A 15,150-nucleotide genomic window follows, 5' to 3' on the forward strand; every position below is an offset into this window, starting at 1 on the left:
ATGGAGGACGTGACGTGGCGAACGACGCCAGCACCGTTTTCGACCTAGTGATCCTCGGCGGTGGTAGTGGCGGTTACGCCGCGGCCCTGCGCGGGGCGCAGCTGGGCCTGGACGTCGCCCTGATCGAGAAGGACAAGGTCGGCGGCACCTGCCTGCACCGGGGTTGCATCCCCACCAAGGCCCTGCTGCACGCGGGCGAGATCGCCGACCAGGCCCGCGAGAGCGAGCAGTTCGGCGTCAAGGCCACCTTCGAGGGCATCGACATCGCCGGGGTCCACAAGTACAAGGACGGCGTGATCTCCGGCCTGTACAAGGGCCTGCAGGGACTCGTCGCCTCCCGCAAGGTGACGTACATCGAGGGTGAGGGCCGGCTGTCCTCCCCCACCTCCGTCGACGTGAACGGCCGGCGGATCCAGGGGCGCCATGTGCTGCTGGCGACCGGCTCCGTGCCGAAGTCGCTGCCGGGCCTGGAGATCGACGGCAACCGGATCATCTCCTCCGACCACGCCCTCGTCCTGGACCGCGTGCCGAAGTCCGCGATCATCCTCGGCGGCGGCGTGATCGGCGTCGAGTTCGCCTCGGCGTGGAAGTCCTTCGGCTCCGACGTCACAGTCATCGAGGGTCTGAAGCACCTCGTGCCGGTCGAGGACGAGAACTCCTCCAAGCTTCTTGAGCGCGCGTTCCGCAAGCGCGGCATCAAGTTCAACCTGGGCACCTTCTTCTCGAAGGCCGAGTACACCGCCGACGGCGTCAAGGTCACCCTGGCCGACGGCAAGGAGTTCGAGGCCGAGGTCCTGCTGGTCGCGGTGGGCCGCGGGCCCGTCTCCGCCGGTCTGGGCTACGAGGAGCAGGGCGTCGCGATGGACCGCGGCTACGTCCTGGTCGACGAGTACATGCGCACCAACGTCCCGACGATCTCCGCGGTCGGCGACCTGGTGCCCACGCTCCAGCTCGCGCACGTCGGCTTCGCCGAGGGCATCCTGGTGGCGGAGCGTCTGGCCGGTATCAAGGCCGTCCCGATCGACTACGACGGTGTCCCGCGGGTGACGTACTGCCACCCCGAGGTCGCCTCCGTGGGCATCACCGAGGCCAAGGCCAAGGAGATCTACGGCGCGGACAAGGTCGTCGCTCTGAAGTACAACCTCGCCGGCAACGGCAAGAGCAAGATCCTGAACACCTCGGGCGAGATCAAGCTCGTCCAGGTCAAGGACGGTGCCGTGGTCGGCGTCCACATGGTCGGCGACCGCATGGGCGAGCAGGTCGGCGAAGCCCAGCTGATCTACAACTGGGAGGCGCTGCCGGCCGAGGTCGCGCAGCTCATCCACGCCCACCCGACGCAGAACGAGGCGCTCGGCGAGGCCCACCTGGCCCTGGCGGGCAAGCCGCTGCACGCGCACGACTGACCCTCGGTCGAAACACGTCGAAGCGACGACTCAGACTTCCGCAATTCGTAAGGAGCAACCGAAACCATGGCGGTTTCCGTAACCCTTCCGGCGCTCGGCGAGAGCGTCACCGAGGGCACTGTCACCCGCTGGCTGAAGGCCGAGGGTGAGCGCGTAGAGGCCGACGAGCCGCTGCTCGAGGTGTCGACCGACAAGGTCGACACCGAGATCCCCTCCCCCGCCGCCGGCATCCTGGCCTCCATCAAGGTCGCCGAGGACGAGACGGTCGAGGTCGGCGCCGAGCTGGCCGTCATCGACGACGGCACGGGCGCGCCTGCTGCCGCTCCGGCGCCGGCCGCCGAGCCCGTCGCGGCCCCGGCTCCCGAGCCCGCCCCGGCCGCCCAGCCCTCCACCGAGCAGGCCGCTCCCGCCCCGGCGCCCACCGCCGAGGCCGCCGCCGGCGCCGGTTCCGCGCAGGGCACGGACGTGGTCCTGCCCGCACTCGGCGAGTCCGTCACCGAGGGCACCGTCACCCGCTGGCTGAAGTCGGTCGGCGACAGCGTCGAGGCCGACGAGCCGCTGCTGGAGGTGTCGACCGACAAGGTGGACACCGAGATCCCGGCGCCCACCTCGGGTGTGCTGCTGGAGATCACCGTCGGTGAGGACGAGACCGCCGAGGTCGGCGCCAAGCTCGCCGTCATCGGCGCCCCGGGCGCAGCCCCCGCGGCTGCTCCGGCTCCCGCCGCCCCGGCCCCGGCGCCCGTCGCCGCCCCGGCGCCCACCCCGGCTCCGGCCGCTCCGGCTCCGGCGCCCGCCGCTCCGGCGCCCGCGCCGGTCGCTCCGGCTCCGGTCACCCCGGCGCCCGCGCCCGCGCCCGCCGCGCAGGCCACCGACGAGGGTGCGTACGTGACCCCGCTGGTGCGCAAGCTCGCCGCCGAGAACGGCGTCGACCTGGCCGCCGTCAAGGGCACCGGCGTCGGCGGTCGGATCCGCAAGCAGGACGTCCTCGCCGCCGCCGAGGCCGCGAAGGCCGCCGCCGCCCCGGCTCCGGCCGCTGCCGCGCCTGCTGCCGCCGCCGCGAAGAAGGCCCCGAAGCTCGAGGCCTCCCCGCTGCGCGGCCAGACCGTCAAGATGCCGCGCATCCGCAAGGTCATCGGCGACAACATGGTCAAGGCGCTGCACGAGCAGGCGCAGCTGTCGTCGGTCGTCGAGGTCGACGTCACCCGCCTGATGCGGCTGCGCGCCCAGGCCAAGGACTCCTTCGCCGCGCGCGAGGGCGTCAAGCTCTCCCCGATGCCGTTCTTCGTGAAGGCGGCGGCCCAGGCGCTGAAGGCCCACCCGGCCGTCAACGCCCGGATCAACGTGGAAGAGGGCACGATCACCTACTTCGACACCGAGAGCGTCGGTATCGCGGTGGACTCGGAGAAGGGCCTGATGACCCCGGTCATCAAGCACGCGGGCGACCTGAACATCGCCGGCATCGCCAAGGCCACCGCCGACCTGGCGGGCAAGGTCCGGGCGAACAAGATCACCCCGGACGAGCTGTCCGGCGCGACCTTCACCATCTCCAACACCGGCTCGCGCGGCGCGCTGTTCGACACGATCATCGTGCCGCCGAACCAGGTCGCGATCCTCGGCATCGGCGCCACGGTCAAGCGTCCGGCCGTCATCGAGACGGAGGAGGGCACGGTCATCGGCGTCCGCGACATGACGTACCTGACCCTGTCCTACGACCACCGCCTGGTCGACGGCGCCGACGCGGCCCGTTACCTGACCGCGGTCAAGGCGATCCTGGAGGCGGGCGAGTTCGAGGTCGAGCTCGGCCTGTAACCCCTGAGGTTCAGCCATGGGTGCCCCCGTCCGGAGCTTTCCGGGCGGGGGCGCTTGTTTTCCGGTCTGGGCCGTTCTGGGCAACCCGGCCCACTGACGGCACTTCTGCCACTACATTTGACGTCATGAGTGCCATCACCTTGCGCATCCCGGACTCCATGGACAAGGCGCTGCGGGACGCCGCCGCCGACGCCCCGTCTCTCAACGACTACATCCTGAAGGCCGTACGTCGACAGATGACGCTGGATGCCGCACGCAAACTGGCCGCGCTCGGCCCGCTCGACCTGGAAGGGGAGGGCGACGCGCTGTGAGCATCCAACGGGGGGACGTGTGGGACGTCGACACCGGCAAGGGCGTCCGCACGGTACTGGTTGTCAGCCTTGACGGGCTTGCCGACGCGTACGGGGTGGTCGTGACCCTGGTCCTGCACGCCCCGGCCGCGCACCCCGACACGGCCATGAGCGTCCGCCTCACGTCGCCCATCGACGCCTCGGTCGTCGCGGTCAACCTGCTCCAGCTCACCGCGGCCCGGTTCGACGCCGCGACGGTGCACGGCAACATCGGCCCGGAGCAGTTGGCGCTCGTCGACAACGCACTGCGCGCGGTTCTCGACCTCTAGGGCCCGCGCTCTCCCCAGGGGGCCGGTGCATGCGGTCGGCCCCCGTCCGTGCGTGTAAGTCTCGTCTCACCTGCGTAAAGCACCCCCGCGCGCCCTTCTGGAAAGCGCTCACGGCCGTATTGTCTAAGCGTCAAACGCCCCCGGGGCCGAGGGGCGGCCCCTGCTCGAAGGAGCCCTCATGACCGCGCCCGTCGTCCACTCGCTGCGCGAACAGATCCGCGAGCACATCGTGGAGGGGATCGTCAGCGGGCGCTGGAAGCCGGGCGAGCGGATCGTGGAGCGGCGGATCGCGACCGAGCTGGAGGTCAGTCAGACGCCGGTGCGGGAGGCGCTGCGGGAGCTGGAGTCGCTGCGGCTGATCGAGTCCGCGCCGAACAAGGGGGTGCGGGTGCGCAACCTCACGGCCGCCGACCTGGAGGAGAGCTACCCCGTCCGGGCCGGTCTGGAGGCGATCGCGGCGGAGCTGGCCGCCCAGCGGCTCGCCGAGGACTGCTCGGCCCTGGAACCGCATGTGGTCGCCCTGTACGAGGCCGACCGCAACGCCGACGGGACGGGCCAGGTGCGGCACACCGTCGGCTTCCACCGGGAGCTGGTGCGGGCGGCCGGGAACTCGGTGCTGCTGCACACCTGGGAGGGTCTCGGCATCGAGGTGTTCACGGCGCTGTCCATCCGCTGGCTGGGCACCGTGCAGCAGTCGTACGCGGAGGAGCACGAGGAGCTCGTGGCCGCGTTCAAGCGGCGCGACCCCCGCATCGCGGAGTTGGTGAAGGCGCATGTCCTGGGCTGCGCGCCGCGGGCATGACCCGGCCGGCACCAGTCGAGCAGTCAGCCGCTCACCTGCGCCCACCTGCGGAAACGACGGAAAACGGGCGGCACCCGGTGCCTGCCCGAAAGGCACCCCGTGCCGACTTTCTCGTAATCGAGAGGTTTTGCCCTTCAACCCTTTGATCGATCATCGATCAGGGAGTTACAGTCGCCGACGGGCCGACGGCGCAGTCGCACACCGACGCGCGCCCGAGCCCACGCCCTGTCCTGCCAAAGACCAAGGGCACCCCCCCATACCCCATAGGGAACCCCTTCGACTGAGGAAGGCGGCGACATGACCGACCCCAAGGCCATCCAGCCGAGCGCGCTCGACCAGCTCCCCGACCGGGACCCGGAGGAGACCGCCGAATGGCAGGCCTCGCTGGACGCCGTCACCAAGGCGGCCGGGCCGCACCGTGCCGCGTATCTGATGCGGCGCACGCTGGAGCGTGCCGAGGGCAACGGCATCGCGCTGCCCAAGCTGCTCGAGACGGACTACGTCAACACCATCCCCACCGCCGCCGAGCCCTCCGCTCCCGGTGACCAGGAGATGGAGCGGAAGATCACCGCGTGGAACCGCTGGAACGCGGCCGCGATGGTGACCCAGGGCAGCAAACACGGCGTCGGCGGCCACATCGCCACCTTCGCCTCCGCCGCCTGGCTCTACGAGACCGGCTTCAACCACTTCTTCAAGGGCAAGGAGGCCGACGGCTCGGGCGACCAGCTCTACATCCAGGGCCACGCCTCCCCCGGCATCTACGCCCGCGCCTTCCTCGACGGCCGGCTGAACGAGTCCCACCTGGACAACTTCCGCCAGGAGGCCGGCGGCAACGGCCTCCCGTCGTACCCGCACCCGCGCCGTCTGCCCTGGCTGTGGGAGTTCCCGACCGTCTCCATGGGTCTCGGTCCGCTCTCCGCCATCTACCAGGCGCGCTTCAACCGCTATCTCACCAACCGCGGCATCAAGGACGTCTCCGCGTCCCACGTGTGGGCGTTCCTCGGTGACGGCGAGATGGACGAGCCCGAGTCCACGGCGGCACTCGCACTCGCCTCCCGCGAGGGCCTGGACAACCTGACCTTCGTCATCAACTGCAACCTGCAGCGGCTCGACGGCCCGGTCCGCGCCAACTTCAAGATCGTGCAGGAGCTGGAGGCGCAGTTCCGCGGCGCCGGCTGGAACGTCGTCAAGACGCTGTGGGGTTCCGCCTGGGACGAGCTGTTCGCGCTCGACACCACCGGCGCCCTCGTGCGCCGCCTGCGCGAGGTACCCGACGCGCAGGTGCAGACGTACCAGACGCGCGACGCCGCCTACATCCGCCAGGACTTCTTCGGCAAGGACCCGGCGCTCGTCGAGATGGCCAAGCTGCTGTCCGACGACAAGATCCTCGAGTGTTTCCACCTCTCCCGCGGTGGCCACGAGGCGCGCAAGGTGTACGCCGCGTACAAGGCGGCCGTCGAGTTCAAGGGCGCGCCGACCGTCATCCTGGCCCAGACCGTCAAGGGCCACACCCTCGGCGAGGGCTTCGCGTCGAAGAACGCCAACCACCAGATGAAGAAGCTGACGGTGGACGAGTTCAAGGCGATGCGCGACCTGCTGGAGCTGCCGATCTCCGACGCGCAGTTCACCGACGGGGTCGTGCCCTACGGCCACCCCGGCGCCGACTCCCCCGAGGTGCGCTACCTCCAGGAGCGGCGCGCCGCGCTCGGCGGCCCGGCCCCGGCCCGCCGCACGCATGCGCTCGCCCCGCTGCCGGCCCCCGCCGAGAAGACCTTCGCCTCCTTCGACAAGGGTTCCGGCTCCCAGAACGTGGCCACCACCATGGCCTTCGTCCGGCTGGTCAAGGACCTGGTCCGCGACAAGGAGACCGGAAAGCGCTGGGTGCCGATCGTCCCCGACGAGGCGCGCACCTTCGGCATGGAGAGCCTCTTCCCCTCTCTGGGCATCTACTCGCCCAAGGGCCAGACGTACGAGCCGGTCGACCGTGACCAGCTGATGTACTACAAGGAGGCCAAGAACGGCCAGATCCTCAACGAGGGGATCACCGAGGCCGGTTCGATGGCCGACTTCATCGCCGCGTCCACCGCGTACTCCACGCACGGTGAGGCGATGATCCCGTTCTACATCTTCTACTCGATGTTCGGCTGGCAGCGCACGGCCGACCAGATGTGGCAGCTCGGCGACCAGCTCGGCCGCGGCTTCCTCGTCGGCGCCACCGCGGGCCGGACCACGCTGACCGGCGAGGGCCTCCAGCACGCCGACGGCCACTCCCCGGTCATCGCCGCGACGAACCCGGCCGCTCTCTCCTATGACCCGGCGTTCGCCTACGAGATCGCGACGATCGTCAAGGACGGTCTGCGCCGGATGTACGGCGAGGCGGCCCCGGGCGAGGACCCGAACGTCTTCTACTACCTGACCGTCTACAACGAGCCGATTCCGCAGCCGGCCAAGCCGTCCGGCGCCGGCGTCGACGAGGGCATCGTCAAGGGCCTGTACCGCTTCAACACGGCGGAGTCGGCGGGCGTGGACGTGGCGGGGGCCAACGCCCCGCGCATTCAGCTGCTGGGCTCGGGCACGGCGATCCACTGGGTCCTGACGGCGCAGAAGCTGCTCGCCGAGGAGTGGGGTGTGGCCGCCGACGTGTGGTCCGCGACCTCCTGGACCGAGCTGCGGCGGGACGCGCTGGAGGCCGACGCGGCGCTGCTGCGCGGCGAGGAGCGCGTGCCGTACGTCCGCCGGGCTCTGCAGGGCGCCGAGGGCCCGGTCCTGGCGGTCTCCGACTACATGCGTCAGGTCCCGGACCAGATCGCGCAGTGGGTCGAGCAGGACTACTCCTCGCTGGGCGCGGACGGCTTCGGGCTGTCCGACACCCGTGAGGCGGCCCGCCGCCACTTCGGCGTCGACGCGCAGTCGATCGTCGTGGCGGCCCTGGCCCAGCTCGCCCGGCGCGGCGAGGTCAAGGCGACGGCCGTGAAGGAGGCGCGCGAGCGCTACGGGCTGTAGGCCCGGGGTTTTCGGTTGGTGAAGGGGCCCGGCGGCTGAAGCTCGCCGGGCCCCTTCACCGTTTTCCGGTCGTGCGGCGGCCGCGGGCGGGCGGGGGCCGGCCGCGCGGTTCCCCGCGCCCCTCAACCGGCCACGTCCGGTCCGCTGCCGACGACCCGGCATCATGGCCCCATGCGCGCTGCCCGCCTCATCAAGATGGTGCTCCTCCTGCAGTCCCGGCCCACGATGACCGCCGCCGAACTGGCCCGGGAGCTGGAGGTGTCGGAGCGTACGGTCACGCGGGACGCACAGGCGCTGTCGGAGGCCGGCGTGCCGGTGTACGCGGAGCGGGGGCGGGCCGGGGGCTACCGGCTGATCGGCGGGTACCGTACGCGGCTGACCGGGCTGGGGCGCGGCGAGGCCGAGGCGCTGTTCCTGAGCGGGGTGCCGGGGGCGCTGCGGGAGATGGGCCTGGAGGACGTCGCCTCGGCGGCGCGGCTGAAGGTGTCGGCGGCTCTGCTGCCCTCCTTGCGGGACGCACCGCGGGCGGCGGCGCAGCGGTTTCATCTGGACGCGCCGGCGTGGTTCCGGGAGCCGGAGACTCCGGGGCTGCTGACGGTGATCGCGGACGCGGTGTGGGACGACCGGTGTGTGCGGGCGCGGTACCGGCGCGACGCCGGGGAGCGTCGGCGGGAAGTGGTACGGGAGTTGGAGCCGTACGGGCTCGTGCTGAAGGCGGGCGTCTGGTACCTGTGCGCCAGGGTGCGGGAGGAGGGCCGGGGCGGCGGGGCGTTCCGTACGTACCGCATCGACCGGTTCGTCGGCGTCGAGAACCTGACGGATCGTTTCAGCCGGGACGAGGAGTTCGACCTTCCCGGGTTCTGGGCCGAGCAGGCGCAGCGGTTCGCGCGTTCGATCCTGCGGGACGAGGTCGTGCTGCGGCTGTCGGAGGCGGGCCTGCGCGGGCTGGCGCACACGGTGGACCCGGTGGCCGCCCGGGACGCGCTGGCGACGGCCGGGGAGGCGGACGGGCGGGGGTGGGTGACGCTCACGCTGCGAGTGGAGTCGCAGGACGTGGCGCACGCGCAACTCACGGCGCTGGGGGCGGAGGTCGAAGTGGTCTCCCCCGAGCCCCTGCGCAAACGCTTCGCCGAGGACGCGGCCCGACTGGCGGAGCTGTACCGGACGGGGTGAGAATCCCGGCCACTCCGGGTGCGTCCGGCACCCTGAGGCACGATGCTGGACGCGTGATGGACGAGACGGAGTTCTGGGAGCTGGTGGACGCCTCCCGCGAGGCCGCCGAGGGCGATCCCGAGGAGCAGGCCGACCTGCTCGTGGAACGGCTGCTCAGACTGGACCCGGAGGCCGTGCTCGACTTCGCCCGGCACTTCGAGTCCCGCTACAACCGCGCCTACCGCTGGGATCTGTGGGGCGCGGCCTGGCTGTTGCTGGACGGGGCGAGTGACGACGCCTTCGACTTCTTCCGCTGCTGGCTGATCGGGCAGGGCCGCGAGGTCTTCGAGGGCGCCCTGCACAACGACCCGGACTCGCTCGCCGACCTGCTGGAGGACTTCGACGAGGAGATCGACGGCGACGGCGAGGAACTCGGCTACGCGGCCGACGAGGCCTACGAGCAGCTCACCGGGACCGTCGCCCCGGACCTGGGCATTCCGCCCGCGCCCTCCGAACCCGAGGGCACACCGGTGAACTTCGAGAACGAGGGGGCGCTGGCCGAGCGGTATCCCCGGCTGTGGCAGCGCTTCAAGGAGTGAGCCTCGCGGCGGGTCGCGGCGGGGGTCACACCGCGAGCTTGCGGCGGGTGCTGTCCGTGGGGATGTAGGCCTGCGTCCGGTCGGCCCGCACCGCGTGGTGCATCGGCGCGCTGTTGGCCTGCTCCAGGGCGGACGCGGTGGCCGCTGCCGGGCCCAGGACGACCGCGGCGACGGCGCAGAGCACGGTCCAGGGACCGCGGGCGGCCCTGGTCCAGCCGGCGCCCTGCCGCGCGGCCTTCCGGCTCCCGCCGGCCCGTGTGGCTCCCGTTGACTCCATGGCCCCCGTTGACTCCATGGCCCCCGTGGCCCTCGTGGACCGAGTACGGCCGCTGTTCATGATCCCCACCTCCGGTCGGCTTGTGTTGTGCATGACCGTAGGACGCCGGCATGGGAGAACCCTGAACGCCGCCTAAGGCGTTCCTGTGAGCGTGCGCGCGGCCGTCGCGCCCGGGAGGCGGCCCTGGAGACGGGCGGCCGTCTCGCGGATCTCCGGCAGACGGGCGGTGAGGGCCCGGCCGGGGCAACTGGTCATGTAGCCGTCGTTGTGGCCCGCCAGGGCGGGGAGGGCGGCGGTGGTGCCGGCGCGGTAGCGGCTGAGGCTGTTGCTGGAGGTGAGCCGGACTTTCGCCCGCGGGTCGATGCCGGACAGGCCGAGTTTCCAGGCGGTCACGGCGGCGATCGCGTCGACCATCGGCTGCGGCACCGGCACTCCGGAGGTGAAGGTGCCCAGTGCGGCGATACCGGCCGTGCGGTGGTTGAAGCCCTGGGTGTGGGCGCCGGTGACGGGCCGGTCGACGCCGCCCGCGCGGCCCTCGTAGATCGTGCCGCAGCGGTCGACGAGGAAGTTGTAGCCGATGTCGTCCCAGCCCCGGGCGGCGGTCTGGCCCGTGTACAGGGAGCGGATGATGCGGGGCGCGTCGGCGCAGTCGTAGCCGTTGGGCGAGTCGGTGTGGTGGACGAAGACGGCGACGACCTTGTCGTCGTAGCGCGGGGGCGGCTGGGCGTGCCGGGCGAGGTCGTCCAGCCAGGCGGCGCGCGGCACGATCGGCGGCCTCCCCGCCCGGTGCGCGCCGGCGGGGAGGGCCGCGGACCGACGGCCGTCGGGGGCGGCCGGGCCGGCTGTGGCGGCGTGGTCGACACCGCCCGCGCACAGTCCCAGGGCGGCGACGGCGCAGAGCCCCGGCAGGCAGCCCAGGAGCACGAGGAGCGGGCCCGGTCTCCGCGCCGGGGGCCGCCCTCGGGTTCGCCGCCGGGCGCGGGCGGCCGCTCGAAGGGCGCACATGGACCCACTGTCGGCCGGTTCCGGTCCGCCCGCGATGTGTGCTGTGCCACCTGGTGGAACCATCCTCCCGGTGCACGCCGTTTTACGAGGTACACGCACACGTGGCCGGTTCCGGATGTACGCGTGGGCGTGATCGATGGGTAGCTGATCACTGGGCCCTTCCCGCACGTACTAGGGGATCCGACAGAAAGGGGGCCGTGTGGACCTGCTCGACATCCTGCTGACGCTGGTGGTGCTGGCCTACGCCGGCTCCGGTTACCGGCGTGGGCTGGTGGCCGGCTGTGTCTCGCTGGCCGGGTTCGTGGGCGGCGCGGTGATCGGCGTGTGGGTCCTGCCGTGGCTGATGGACCTGGTGACTCCGGGGACGACGGCGGCGACGGTGACCGCCGTGTTCACGGTCCTCGTCCCCGCGGTGGTGGGGCACGAGCTGGCGGGTCGGCTGGCGCTGCGGCTGCGCCGGGAGCTGGACCGGGGGCCGCTCAGGGTGGCCGACGGGGTCGGCGGGGCGGCGGCGAACGCGGTGGCGGTGCTGATCGTGGCGTGGGTGGCGGCGAGCGTGCTGGGCGCGTCCTCGTCGCCGGTGGTCACGTCGTCGATACGGGACTCACGACTGCTGGGGGCGGTGCAGGACGCCATGCCGGACACCACGCCCACCTGGTTCTCGCGGGCCACGTCGGCGCTGACCCAGGCGGGCTTCCCGCAGGTCTTCAACCCGTTCGAGAACGAGTCGACGGCCGAGGTCGCCAAGCCCACCGGCGACAGCGTCACACCGAGCGCGACCAACGCGGCGAAGACGAGCACGGTGAAGATCGAGGGCGCCTCGGGCGACCAGGGCCGCGAGGGCAGCGGCTTCGTGTACGCCAGCGAGCATGTGATGACCAACGCGCACGTGGTGGCGGGCATCGACGACCCGACCGTACGGATCGGCGGTGTGGGGCGGTCGTTCGAGTCGCGCGTGGTGCTCTTCGACCCGGAAAGGGACGTGGCCGTGCTGTACGTGCCGGGCCTGAACGCGCCGGTGCTGCGCTTCGACGACGACGCCTCCCGCGGGGACTCGGCGGTCGTCGCCGGCTATCCGCAGGACGGCGACCTGAACCTCCAGGCGGCGACGGTCGCCAACCGGGTGAAGGCGACCGGGCGGAACATCTACAACGACGAGATCGTCACCCGCGAGATCTACTCGATCCGCTCCACCGTCCGCCCCGGCAACTCCGGCGGCCCGCTGCTGACGACCGACGGCCGGGTCTTCGGCGTCGTCTTCGCCCGCTCCACCTCCGACGACGAGACGGGGTACGTGCTGACGGCGGCCGAGGTCGCCGACGACGCGGCGCGGGCCGCGACGGCGACCCGGCGGGTGGACACGGGCAACCTGGTCACCTCGTGAGCCCTGACCGGTACCGGCCTCGTGGGTTCTGTGGGGCTACAGGGAACGGCCCATGAACACGTCGTCCACGTACTTCCCGTCCAGCAGGAACTCCTCCGGCAGCACGCCCTCCACCACGAACCCCTCGGACTCGTAGAGCGCGCGGGCCGGGGCGTTGTGGCCGAGGACGCGCAGGGTGATGCGGCGGGCGCCCAGCCCGCGGGCCTCCTCGACGGCGGCGCGGATCAGCGCCCGCCCGACGCCCCGGCCGCGCACCTCGTCGAGGACGGCGAGGCCCCGGATCTGCCGGACGTGCCGGTTGCAGTCGAGCTTGGTGGGACGGCCGAGGCGCAGGTAGCCGACCACGCGGTCGTCGAGTTCGGCGACCAGGATCTCCTCGGGCGGGTGACTCTCGTCGAAGAAGGGGTCGTAGGGCGGTTGCGGCTCGGGCATCACGGCGTGCAGCGGAGACCAGGTGAGACGGTCGACGAGACCCAGCGCCCCGTCGTCGGCGAGCACGGCGGTGCGTATGCGAAGTGCGGAAGGTTCGGGCATGGCCGACACCCTAGAACGCGGTGGCACCGACCGAACCGGGGTTTTATCCGCTCACCGGGCAGGATGGCCGCATGGAACGTACGCGAATCGCGGTGGCCGGTGCGTCCGGCCTGATCGGCAGCGCCCTGGTGCGGTCCCTGACCGCAGACGGGCACGAGGTGGTACGGCTGGTGCGCCATGCGCCCCGGGGCGCGGACGAGGTGCGCTGGGATCCTGAGCGGGGGCAGGTGGACACGGCCGGGCTCGCCGGCTGCGACGCCGTGGTCAACCTGGCGGGGGCGGGGGTCGGGGACCGGCGCTGGAGCGAGGCGTACAAGAAGCGGATCCACGACAGCCGGGTGCACGGCACGTCCGCGCTGGCACAGGCGCTCGCCTCGCTCGACGAACGGCCGCGGGTGTTCGTCAACGGCAGCGCGATGGGGCTGTACGGCGAGACGGGCGAGCGGATCGTGGACGAGAGCGCGCCCGCCGGGAGCGGCTTCCTGCCGCAGCTGTGCGTGGAGTGGGAGGCGGCGGCCGCTCCGGCCCAGGAGGCGGGCGTCCGTACGGTCTTCACCCGGACCGGGCTGGTCGTGGCGCGCGGGGGCGGGGCCTGGGGCAGGCTGTTCCCCCTCTTCAAGGCCGGGCTCGGGGGGCGGATGGGCGACGGGCGGCAGTACTGGTCGTACATCGCGCTGCACGACGAGGTGGCGGCGATCCGGCATCTGATCGACCGTGACGACCTGTCGGGGCCGTTCAACCTGACCGCGCCCGAGCCGCTGACCAACCGTGAGATCACGGCGGCGATGGGGCGGGTGCTGCACCGGCCGACGCTCTTCACGGTGCCGACGCCGGTGCTGCGGACGGTGCTGGGCGAGATGGCCGGGGACGTGCTGGGCAGTGCGCGGGTGGTGCCGAAGCGGCTGCTGGAGTCCGGGTTCACGTTCGCGTTTCCCGGGATCGAGGACGCGATCCGGGCAGCCTGACCCCCTGCGTGACCGTATGCGACCGCCGTGCGACCGTGCCCTGTCCATGCGCGACTGTTCCTGACCGATCACGGCCCTAACCTCGATCCGAACTCGGGCATCCCGGACGGCCGTTGGGGGCATGACGTCTCCACCGGCCGCGCAACCTCGAGGAGGGGCACGTGCTTGAGCCCGCGTACCAGGCAGACGTCGTCGTGGTGGGAGCCGGAGTCGCCGGACTCTCCGCGGCGCATCGGCTGACCAGCGCAGGAGTAACGACCGCGGTCCTGGAGTCCGCCCCCTGGGTGGGCGGCCGCATGTCGACGGAGAAGGTCGACGGGTTCCGGCTCGACCGCATCGGGCAGCTGCTGTCCACGGCGTATCCCGAACTGGCCCTGACACCGGGGCTGGACGCGCTCGTACTGCGCCCGTTCGCACCGGGCGTCCTGCTGCACAGCGACGGGCGACATCACCGCGCGGGTGCGCCATCGGGTGCGGGGAGCGCAAGGGGCGCACTGCACGCCGTACGCGCCCTGGCGAGCGCTCCCCGGCCGGGTGCGCTGCCCAGGCCCCGCACCGGCGGCTCCGCGCCCGTACGGGCCGGCGCGCCGCTGGGCAGCGCCGTGGACCAGGCCCGGCTGGGCGCGGCGCTCAGCCGGCTCGCGGCCACGCCCGCCGAACGGCTGCTCCGCCGCCCGGAGTTGCCGGCCGCCCGGGCCCTCGCCGCCCGTGGGCTGCCGGCCCGCACGATCGACGGCTTTCTGCGTCCGCTGCTCGCCGCGCTGCTGTGCGACCCGGAGCTCACCACGTCCAGCCGGTGCGCGGACCTCGCGCTGCGCGCCTTCGCGGCCGGGCGGCTGTCGCTGCCGGAGGGCGGGGCCGAGGTGCTGCCGGAGCTGCTCGCGCGGACGCTGCCGCAGGGCAGTGTGCACACGGGCGTGCGGGTCACCTCGGTCTCGACGACCTCGGTGACCACCGCCGAGCACGGTGAGTTCCGCTGCCGTGCAGTCCTGGTGGCCACCGACGCGCGCACCGCGGCGGAACTGCTGCCCGGGCTGCGGGTGCCCGACTTCCACCCGGTGACGGTCGTCCACCACACCACGGACGAGCCGCCGCAGACGGGTGCGTCGCTGCTCCTGGACGCCGACCGGGGCGGCCCGGTCGCGCACACGACGGTGGTCAGCCGGGTGGACCCGAGCCGGGCGCCCGGGGGACGGGCGCTGATCTCGTCCACGGTCCTCGGCACGCCGCCGCCGGGCGTCGACGCCGCCGTACGCATGCATCTGTCCCGGCTGTACGGCACCTCGACCGCGCGGTGGGAGACGCTGGCCGTGCATCACACCGCCGAGGCGGTGCCGGCGATGCGGGCGCCGCACGACCTGCGGCGGACGGTGCGGCTCCTGGCGGGGCTGTACGTGTGCGGGGACCATCGGGACACCAGCACCGTCCAGGGCGCACTGCACTCCGCGCACCGGGCGGCGGCGGCGATCGTCTCCGACCTGACCGCCGCCGGTTCCCTGCACGCGGCCGACCCGTTGCCGACCCCCCGCCAGGAACAGGCAGCGGCCTGAACGGGCGGGCCGGGGTCGCACCTCACCACCCGACGCGGTGGGCGCAGT

Annotated in this window: 14 protein-coding genes; 11 read left to right on the top strand and 3 right to left on the bottom strand. The window is 72.4% G+C overall.

Annotated elements, in window-relative coordinates:
* Window positions 1-14: 14 nt before the first annotated feature.
* The 8 genes from lpdA (at window position 15) to ACZ5SK_RS02315 (ending at window position 9,387) form a co-directional block, all read left to right on the top strand.
* The gene (gene lpdA, locus ACZ5SK_RS02280) at window positions 15-1,403 is read left to right on the top strand and encodes a dihydrolipoyl dehydrogenase (RefSeq protein WP_334580797.1); all 1,389 of its coding nucleotides are present in this window, start codon (window positions 15-17) and stop codon (window positions 1,401-1,403) included.
* A gap of 66 nt (window positions 1,404-1,469) precedes the next feature.
* Window positions 1,470-3,212: a 2-oxoglutarate dehydrogenase, E2 component, dihydrolipoamide succinyltransferase gene (sucB, locus tag ACZ5SK_RS02285; RefSeq protein ID WP_468155719.1), complete on the top strand. Its 1,743-nt coding sequence runs from the start codon at window positions 1,470-1,472 to the stop codon at window positions 3,210-3,212.
* A 125-nt stretch (window positions 3,213-3,337) separates the two neighbouring features.
* Entirely contained in the window at window positions 3,338-3,523 is a 186-nt protein-coding gene (locus tag ACZ5SK_RS02290; protein ID WP_266396118.1) for a hypothetical protein, read from the top strand.
* A complete protein-coding gene (locus ACZ5SK_RS02295; RefSeq protein ID WP_334580793.1) occupies window positions 3,520-3,831 on the top strand; it encodes a type II toxin-antitoxin system PemK/MazF family toxin in 312 nt (103 codons plus the stop codon). The genes ACZ5SK_RS02290 and ACZ5SK_RS02295 overlap by 4 nt, the downstream gene beginning before the upstream one ends.
* A 178-nt stretch (window positions 3,832-4,009) precedes the next feature.
* Entirely contained in the window at window positions 4,010-4,633 is a 624-nt protein-coding gene (locus tag ACZ5SK_RS02300; RefSeq protein WP_334580792.1) for a GntR family transcriptional regulator, read from the top strand.
* Between the two features lie 297 nt (window positions 4,634-4,930).
* Window positions 4,931-7,636 carry a pyruvate dehydrogenase (acetyl-transferring), homodimeric type gene (gene aceE / locus ACZ5SK_RS02305; protein ID WP_468575125.1) on the top strand — a complete coding sequence of 902 codons (2,706 nt, stop codon included), beginning with the start codon at window positions 4,931-4,933 and terminating at the stop codon, window positions 7,634-7,636.
* A 171-nt stretch (window positions 7,637-7,807) separates the two neighbouring features.
* Window positions 7,808-8,809 carry a helix-turn-helix transcriptional regulator gene (locus ACZ5SK_RS02310; RefSeq protein ID WP_334580788.1) on the top strand — a complete coding sequence of 334 codons (1,002 nt, stop codon included), beginning with the start codon at window positions 7,808-7,810 and terminating at the stop codon, window positions 8,807-8,809.
* A 56-nt stretch (window positions 8,810-8,865) separates the two neighbouring features.
* Window positions 8,866-9,387, top strand: a complete 522-nt coding sequence (locus tag ACZ5SK_RS02315) for a DUF4240 domain-containing protein (protein WP_334581395.1) — start codon at window positions 8,866-8,868, stop codon at window positions 9,385-9,387.
* 25 nt (window positions 9,388-9,412) lie between these two features.
* Here the strand turns inward: ACZ5SK_RS02315 and ACZ5SK_RS02320 are convergent, their stop codons facing one another.
* Window positions 9,413-9,664, bottom strand: coding sequence for a hypothetical protein (locus ACZ5SK_RS02320; protein ID WP_334580787.1), 252 nt, complete (start codon window positions 9,662-9,664; stop codon window positions 9,413-9,415).
* A gap of 132 nt (window positions 9,665-9,796) precedes the next feature.
* Complete coding sequence (locus ACZ5SK_RS02325) at window positions 9,797-10,588, bottom strand: peptidoglycan recognition protein family protein (protein WP_457493686.1); 792 nt, start codon at window positions 10,586-10,588, stop codon at window positions 9,797-9,799.
* Between the two features lie 280 nt (window positions 10,589-10,868).
* On the opposite strand from ACZ5SK_RS02325, the gene ACZ5SK_RS02330 reads away from it, so the two are divergent.
* On the top strand, window positions 10,869-12,053 hold the full coding sequence (locus tag ACZ5SK_RS02330) for a MarP family serine protease (protein ID WP_457493641.1): 1,185 nt from the start codon (window positions 10,869-10,871) through the stop codon (window positions 12,051-12,053).
* A 36-nt stretch (window positions 12,054-12,089) separates the two neighbouring features.
* Here ACZ5SK_RS02330 and ACZ5SK_RS02335 read toward each other — a convergent pair whose 3' ends face one another.
* The gene (locus tag ACZ5SK_RS02335; RefSeq protein ID WP_334580784.1) at window positions 12,090-12,587 is read right to left on the bottom strand and encodes a GNAT family N-acetyltransferase; all 498 of its coding nucleotides are present in this window, start codon (window positions 12,585-12,587) and stop codon (window positions 12,090-12,092) included.
* Window positions 12,588-12,658: 71 nt separating this feature from the next.
* Here ACZ5SK_RS02335 and ACZ5SK_RS02340 point away from each other — a divergent pair, with 71 nt between their 5' ends.
* Together ACZ5SK_RS02340 and ACZ5SK_RS02345 are read left to right on the top strand one after the other, a co-directional pair.
* Entirely contained in the window at window positions 12,659-13,552 is an 894-nt protein-coding gene (locus tag ACZ5SK_RS02340) for a TIGR01777 family oxidoreductase (protein ID WP_468575128.1), read from the top strand.
* A gap of 161 nt (window positions 13,553-13,713) precedes the next feature.
* Complete coding sequence (locus ACZ5SK_RS02345) at window positions 13,714-15,102, top strand: NAD(P)/FAD-dependent oxidoreductase (RefSeq protein ID WP_361699967.1); 1,389 nt, start codon at window positions 13,714-13,716, stop codon at window positions 15,100-15,102.
* Window positions 15,103-15,150 lie beyond the last annotated feature (48 nt).

This window comes from Streptomyces sp. NPDC031474 (genome assembly GCF_055581185.1).